This window comes from Streptomyces sp. CAI-85 (assembly GCF_013363615.1).
GTDB classification, from domain to species: Bacteria; Actinomycetota; Actinomycetes; order Streptomycetales; family Streptomycetaceae; genus Streptomyces; species Streptomyces antibioticus_B.
Window position 1 is genome coordinate 1 of record NZ_JAANNX010000116.1, and the last position, 8,295, is coordinate 8,295.

Below are 8,295 nucleotides of genomic sequence, written 5' to 3' on the forward strand. Positions count from 1 at the left end.
TCCCGGCGCTGACGGGTGTGGTGCACACCGCCGGTGTGCTGGACGACGGTGTGATCAACACGCTGTCCGTGGAAGCGCTGGCTGGAGTGCTGCGGTCGAAGGTGGAGGCCGCCCACCACCTCGACGAGCTGACCTCCGGCAAGGATCTCGACGCCTTCGTGCTCTTCTCCTCCGTCATCGGCGTCTGGGGCAACGGCGGCCAGGCCGCCTATGCCGCAGCGAACGCCTCCCTGGACGCGCTCGCCCAGCACCGGCACGCCCGCGGACTGCCCGCGCTGTCCCTGGCCTGGGGCACGTGGAGTGGCGGCGGCATGGTCGGGGACGCCACGGACGAGCGTATGCGGCGACGCGGACTGGTCGCCATGGCGCCGGAGGCCGCGATCGAGGCCCTGGCGCAGGCGACGGGTCCCGACCGGCCGTTCCTCGCCGTCGCGGACGTGGACTGGGAGCGGTTCGTCGCGGCGTACGCGCCGACGGGACCGGGCCGGCTGTTCGACGGGGTGCCGGAGGCACTGCGGGCCTCCACACCGGTGGCAGCCGAGGCTCTGCCGGGCACCGGCTCCGCCGACGGGGCGGTGCCGCCCGGTACGGCGCTGGCCCAGCGGCTCGCGGGACTTGCTCCCGGCGAGCAGGAGCGCGCCCTGACCGAGCTGGTCCGTACCCACGCGGCGGTGGTCCTCGGCCACAGCGACACGGACGCGGTCGCGGTCGCGGTCGGGCGCGCCTTCAAGGAACTCGGCTTCGACTCGATGCGGGTCGTGGAGCTGCGCAACCGGCTGAACGCCGCCACCGGGCTGCGACTGGCCACCGGCGCGGTGTTCGACCACCCCACGATCACGCGCCTGGCCCGGCACCTGCACACCGAACTCCTCGGGGCACAGGACGGGCCGGAGTCCGCCACGGCCTTGGCCGCGACCCGCGAGAGCGCACCCGCGGCTGGTGCCGCGAGCGGCGACGAGAGCGGTGACGAACCGATTGCGATCGTCGCGATGGGTTGCCGGCTGCCCGGCGGCGTGCAGACGCCCGAGGAGCTGTGGCAGCTGCTCGTACGCGGCCAGGACGCCGTCTCCGGCTTCCCCACCGACCGTGGCTGGGACATCGAGGGCCTGTACGACCCGGACCCCGGCCGACCCGGCCGGACGTATGCCCGGGAGGGTGGATTCCTCTACGACGCCGCCGAGTTCGACCCGGCCTTCTTCGGGATCTCACCGCGTGAGGCGCTCGCGATGGACCCCCAGCAGCGGCTGCTGCTGGAGACGTCCTGGGAGACCATCGAGCGGGCCTGCATCGACCCGACCTCCCTCAAGGGCACCGCGACCGGCGTCTTCGCCGGCATGACCTACCAGGACTACGGTGCCCGCCTGCACGAGGCCCCGGAGACCGTCGAGGGCTACCTCCTGACGGGCAAGTCCTCCAGCGTGATCTCCGGCCGTATCGCCTACACCCTCGGCCTGGAGGGGCCCGCGGTCACGGTGGACACGGCCTGTTCGTCGTCGCTGGTCGCCCTGCACCTGGCGGTACAGGCGCTGCGCGCTGGCGAGTGCGGACTCGCCCTGGCCGGCGGCGTGACCGTGATGCCCACCCCCGGCCTGTTCATCGAGTTCAGCCGGCAGCGCGGACTGGCCCCGGACGGCCGCTCGAAGGCGTTCTCCGACGCCGCCGACGGCACCTCGTGGGGCGAGGGCGTCGGCATGCTGCTGCTGGAGCGGTTGTCGGACGCGCGGCGTAATGGGCATCCGGTGCTGGCGGTCGTGCGCGGTTCGGCCGTGAACCAGGACGGCGCCAGCAACGGCCTCACGGCCCCCAACGGGCTGTCCCAGCAGCGCGTGATCCGTGCCGCCCTGGCCAGTGCCGGGCTGTCGGCCGGTGACATCGATGCGGTGGAGGCCCATGGCACGGGCACGGCCCTCGGCGACCCGATCGAGGCCGAGGCGCTCATCGCGACGTACGGTCAGAACCGGGAACGACCGCTGCTGCTCGGCTCGTTGAAGTCCAACGTCGGACACACGCAGGCCGCCGCCGGGGTCGTCGGCGTCATCAAGATGGTCGAGGCGATGCGGCACGGTGAGCTTCCGCGGACGCTGCATGTGGATGTGCCTTCGTCGAAGGTGGACTGGTCTGCGGGTTCTGTCGAGTTGCTGACGGAGGCGCGGGAGTGGCCGGAGACGGGGGAACCGCGTCGGGCGGGCATCTCCGCGTTCGGTGTGAGTGGGACGAACGCGCATGTGATTGTGGAGGAGGCTCCGGAGGGTTCGGGGCCGGTGGTTGAAGGTGCGGGTGTGGTGGCGTCGGTGGTGCCGTGGGTGGTGTCCGGGCGCGGGGAATCGGCGTTGCGGGCGCAGGCGGAGCGGTTGCTGTCCGGTGTGGGCGAGGGTGTTTCGCCGGTGGATGTGGGTTGGTCGCTGGCGGGGCGGGCGGCTTTGGAGGACCGGGCTGTGGTGGTCGGCTCCTCGGGTGAGGAGTTGGTGGGGGGGCTGGAGGCGTTGGCGCGGGGTGAGTCCGTGCCGGATCTGGTCACCGGTGGTGTGGCGGGTGGCTGGCTGGCGGTGCTGTTCTCGGGTCAGGGTTCCCAGCGGCTGGGGATGGGCCGGGAGTTGTATGAGCGTTTCCCGGTGTTCGCCGAGGCCTTTGATGCCGCGTGTGTGGCGTTGGATGCGGAGCTGGGTGCCGGGACGGGTGTCCGAGATGTGGTGTTCGGGTCCGAGGCCGGTGTGCTGGATCGGACGGTGTTCACTCAGGCGGGTTTGTTCGCGGTCGAGGTGGCTCTGTTCCGGTTGGTGGAGTCCTTCGGAGTGCGTCCGGATTTTGTGGGCGGGCATTCGGTGGGTGAGCTGGTCGCCGCGCATGTGGCCGGGGTGTGGTCGCTTGAGGACGCGGCGCGGCTGGTCGCGGCGCGTGGCCGCCTGATGGATGCCTTGCCGCCTGGTGGGGCGATGGTGGCGGTGGAGGCCGCCGAGGAAGAAGTCGCAGAGCTCCTCGTGGGTGGTGAGGGCCGGGTGGGTATCGCGGCTCTCAACGGCCCTACGTCCGTGGTGGTTTCCGGTGACGAGGACGCGGTCATGGCGTTGGCGGCGCAGTTCTCGGCGCGGGGTCGTCGTATCAAGCGGCTGGCGGTGTCGCATGCGTTCCATTCGCCGCGGATGGAGCCGATGCTGGAGGAGTTCCGCACGGTCGCCGAAAACCTCACCTTCAGGGCTCCGCGTGTTCCGTTGGTGTCGAATCTGACGGGCCGGATCGCCGCGTCGGCGGAGGTCTGTGTCCCGGAGTACTGGGTGCGGCATGTCCGTGAGGCCGTGCGGTTCGCCGATGGTGTGGCGGAGCTGGCGGCGCAGGGTGTGTCCGTCTTCCTGGAGCTGGGTCCGGACGGTGTGTTGACGGGGCCGGGTTCGCAGGTGGCTTCGGAGGCGGTGTTCGTCCCGGCGCTGCGCGGCGGCCGGCCGGAGGAGAAGGCGCTGTTGTCGGCGCTGGCCCGGGCCTGGGCTCACGGGGTCGACGTGGACTGGAAGGCGGTGTTCACCGGCACCGGTGCCCAGCGTGTCGATCTGCCGACGTACGCCTTCCAACGCCACCGCTACTGGCTCGACACCAGCACCAGCACCGGCACGCCGGAAGCCGCGCTGACCGCGCTCGGGGCGGAGTCGGCGGAACATCCGCTGCTCGGAGCCTCGGTCGAACTCCCCGACGGCGGTGTCGTACTGACGGGTCGGCTGTCCCTGTGGACACATCCGTGGTTGGCCGACCACGCCGTGGCCGGAGCCGTACTGCTGCCCGGGACCGCGTTCGTGGACATGGCCGTGCGGGCCGGGGACCAGGTGGGCTGTGCCGTCGTGGAGGAGCTGACGCTGCAGGCTCCGCTCATCGTCGCGGAGACGGGCGGGACCCGGCTGCGGGTGACCGTCGGGGCGTCGGACCAGGCCGGACGGCGTACGCTCGCCCTTCACTCCCGGCGTGAGGACCTGTCCTACGGCGACGAGTGGACCAGGCACGCCGAGGGCGTGCTGGCGGTCGCCGAGAGCCCCGTGCCGCCGGTGCGCTATCTGACGGCCTGGCCGCCGGAGGGCGCCGTGGCCGTGGACACGGGTGCTCTGTACGAGGAGTTCGCCGCCGACGGCTACGACTACGGCCCGGTGTTCCGGGGCGTGTGCGCGGCCTGGCGGCGTGGTGACGAGGTATTCGTGGAGGCAGCGCTCCCGGACGACCAGCGGGATGCCGCCGCCGGGCACACACTGCATCCGGCGCTGCTGGACGCGGCACTGCACGGACTGCGCATGGGTGACTTCCACGGCGAGCGGCCCGCTTTCGTGCTGCCCTTCGCGTGGCGCGGGATCTCCGTGCGCGCGGCCGGGGCCTCGGTCGTGCGGGCGGCGTTGACGCCCGCCGGGGGCGACGGGGCCTCAGTGGTCGTCGCCGACGGCGCCGGCCGGCCCGTGGCCGTGATCGACTCGCTGGTGCTGCGGCCTGTCGCGCCCGAACAGCTCGCCGCGGCGGCGGAACGTCACGACGACGAGCTGTTCCGCGTCGAATGGGAACCGCTGCGCAGGTCGGCCGGGTCCGCGAGCCCCGGGGCGTGGGCCGTGGTCGGCCCCGACGAGGGCAAGCTCAGCGTTCACCTGCGCGATGTCCCGGGCGCGCCCGCCGACGTGTCCGTCCACGCGGACCTGGCGGCGCTGTCCGCCGCGATCGACGCCGGCGAGACGGCCGTACCGGACGTGGTGCTGGTGGCGTACGTCTCGGGTGAGGACGACGGCGACAAGGACGTCGCGGGCGCCGCGGACGACGTACGCGCGACGGTCGAGGGCGCGGTGGCGACCGCGCGGGCCTGGCTGGACGATGAGCGGTTCGCGGCGTCCCGGCTGGTCCTCCTCACGGACGGGGCCGTGGTGACCGGTGCGGGCGAGCGGCCCGATCTGGCGAAGGCACCGCTGTGGGGACTGATCCGCTCCGCGCAGTCCGAGCACCCCGGCCGGTTCGTCCTGGCCGACCTCGACCAGGACGAGACCTCGCGTCCGGCCCTGGTGGCCGCGCTGGCCTTGGGCGAGCCCCAGTTCGCCGTACGCGCCGGGGAACCGCTGGTCCCCCGGCTGCGGCCGGCGGCCTCCCGGCCACACGTCGCGGGCCCGCCGCTCGACCCGTCGGGCACGGTGCTGGTCACCGGAGCCACGGGCGGCCTCGGCAGCCTGCTCGCCCGGCACCTCGTCACCGAGCACGGCGTACGGCACCTTCTGCTGACCAGCAGGAGCGGCCCGGACGCCGAGGGGGCCGCCGAACTGCGCGCGGAACTCGCCGCGCTGGGAGCCCAGGTCACCCTGGCGGCCTGCGACACCGCCGACCGTGCGGCGCTGGAACGGCTGCTGGACGGCGTACCGGACGAGCATCCGCTGACCGCGGTGGTGCACGCGGCCGGTGTGCTGGACGACGCCACCCTGACCGCCGTCACGCCCGGCCAGATCGACCGGGTGCTGCGCCCGAAGGTCGACGCCGCGCTCCACCTCCACGAGCTGACGCGCGAGTCGAACCTGTCGGCGTTCATCCTGTTCTCGGGTGCCGCCGGCACGCTCGGCACGGCGGGCCAGGGCGTCTACGCGGCGGCCAACGTCTTCCTGGACGCCCTCGCCCACCACCGCCACGCGCTCGGGCTGCCCGCCCGCTCGCTGGCCTGGGGCCTGTGGGCCGAGCGCAGCGGCATGACCGAGCGGCTGGGCGAGGGCGCCCGGCAGCGGCTGGCCCGCCTGGGCATCGCGGCGCTGGACTCCGACCGCGCACTGGCGCTGTTCGACGCCGCCGGCCGGGCGGACGACGCCGTACTGCTGCCGATGCGGCTGGACCAGGCCGCGCTGAGCGCCCGGGCTGCGGACGGACCGGACGGCGACGGCGTGGCGACACTGCTGCGCGGGCTGGTGCGCGTACCCGTGGCGCGGCGGTCCGCCGCGAGCGACACCGGCACCGCAGCGGCGACCGGGGGAGCGGGAGCCGAGGGCACGGGCCCGGCACTGCGGGAACGGCTCGCGGGCCTCACCGAGGACGAGCGGCACCGAGCCCTCCTCGACCTCGTGCGCAGCCACGCGGCCACAGCACTGGGCCACGCCACCCCGGCGGGCGTGGAGGCGGCACGGCCCTTCAAGGACGTCGGCTTCGACTCGCTGACCGCGATCGAACTGCGGAACCTGCTGGGTCGGGAGACGGGACTGCGGCTGCCGGCCACCCTGATCTTCGACCACCCGACCCCGGGCGCCCTGGCGGCGCACCTGGCTGCCGAACTGGCCCCGGCAGGTGCCGCGTCCGCGGTCGAGGACGGTCTGCGCGGGCTCGACGCACTGGAGTCGGCGCTCACCGGACTCGCCCAGGACGATCCGGAGCGCGCCCTCATCCAGACCCGGCTGCGCAAGCTGCTCGCCCAGTGCGAGGGGGACGGCACAGGCAGCGCGGACGCCGGGCTCACCGTGGCCGACAAACTCGACCACGCCAGCGACGACGACCTCTTCCAGTTCATCGACGAGGAACTCTGACCCCTGCCGCCCATTCCTGACCGATCACTTCATTTCACTGCACATCACTCAACTGAACGCTGTTCGGCGTGGAACGCGGAACACGAAGGGGGAAAGCGTGGGTACGGCAAACGAAGAAAAGCTTCGCGCCTACCTCAAGCGTGTCACCGGAGACCTGCACCAGGCCCGGCAGCGTTTGCGGGAACTGGAGGACGCCGACGCGGAGCCGATCGCGATCACCGCGATGAGCTGCCGCTACCCGGGCGAAGTCGCCGGCCCCGAGGACCTCTGGAACCTCGTGGCGACCGGCACCGACGCGGTGTCCGCGTTCCCCACGAACCGCGGCTGGGACCTCGACGCCCTCTACGACGTCGACCCGGAGAGCAGGGGCAGGACCTACGCCCGCGAAGGCGGATTCCTCCACGACCTCGACCGGTTCGACGCGGAGTTCTTCGGGATCTCCCCCCGTGAGGCGCTGGCGATGGACCCGCAGCAGCGGCTGCTGCTGGAGACGTCCTGGGAGGTGTTCGAGCGGGCGGGCATCGACCCGAATGCGGTGCGCGGCAGCCGTACCGGCGTGTTCGCGGGCGTCATGTACGACGACTACGGCGCGGCACGCATTTACGGCGGCACCGCGGCCGAATTCGAGGGCTACCTCATCAACGGCAGCGCCGGCAGCATCGCCTCGGGCCGCGTGGCCTACATCCTGGGCCTTGAGGGCCCGGCGGTCACGGTGGACACGGCCTGTTCGTCGTCGCTGGTGGCCCTGCACCTGGCCGTGCAGGCGCTGCGGTCGGGCGAGTGCACCCTCGCCCTGGCCGGCGGCGTCACCGCCATCGCCACCCCGAGCCTCTTCGTGGAGTTCAGTCGGCAGCGGGGGCTGTCGCCGGACGGCCGCTGCCGGTCGTTCTCCGACGACGCGGACGGTACGGGGTGGGGCGAGGGTGTGGGCATGCTGCTGCTGGAGCGGTTGTCGGACGCGCGGCGCAACGGGCATCCGGTGCTGGCGGTGGTGCGTGGCTCGGCCGTCAACCAGGACGGGGCCAGCAACGGTCTGACCGCCCCCAACGGGCCTTCGCAGCAGCGGGTGATCCGTGCTGCGCTGGCGAACGCCGGGCTGTCGGCTGGTGACGTGGACGCGGTCGAGGCGCACGGCACCGGCACCACGCTCGGCGACCCGATCGAGGCGCAGGCGTTGATCGCGACCTACGGCCAGGACCGGGAGCGGCCGCTGTGGCTGGGGTCGTTGAAGTCGAATATCGGGCATGCGCAGGCGGCTGCGGGTGTGGCGGGTGTGATCAAGATGGTGGAGGCGATGCGGCATGGTGTGTTGCCGCGGACGCTGCATGTGGGTGAGCCGTCGTCGAAGGTGGAGTGGTCGGCGGGTGCTGTTGAGCTGTTGACGGAGGCGCGGGAGTGGCCGGGGACGGGTGAGCGTCCGCGTAGGGCGGGTGTGTCGTCCTTCGGCGTGAGCGGTACGAACGCGCATGTGATTCTTGAGCATGCGCCGGAGGTGGAGCGGGCGGCGGTGGTGGAGCCGGTGGCGGTGCCGTGGATCCTGTCCGCGCGCAGTGCCGAGGCATTGTGGGAGCAGGCGGCGAAGTTGGTCGCCCATCTCGGAGAGCAGCCGGAGTTCTCTCCGGCGAACGTCGGCTGGTCGCTGGCGACGGGGCGTGCGACGTTGGAGCACCGGGCCGTTGTCGTGGGCCGTGATCGGGAGGAACTCCTGGCTGGGCTTGGTGATGTGAACGCCGGGTCTGGTTCTGGTGGTCGGGTGGTGTTTGTCTTCCCGGGGCAGGGTGCGCAGTGG

The 8,295-nt window shown here is 72.6% G+C and carries 2 protein-coding genes; both read left to right on the forward strand.

All coding sequences use genetic code 11. The annotated features are described in order from the left end of the window. Positions 1-6,506: type I polyketide synthase (locus G6W55_RS36415; RefSeq protein ID WP_303049966.1), on the forward strand; the 6,506-nt coding region annotated here is incomplete at its 5' end. Between the two features lie 97 nt (positions 6,507-6,603). Then, positions 6,604-8,295, forward strand: a 1,692-nt coding sequence (locus G6W55_RS36420; RefSeq protein ID WP_175524900.1) for a type I polyketide synthase, incomplete at its 3' end; no start/stop codon positions are given.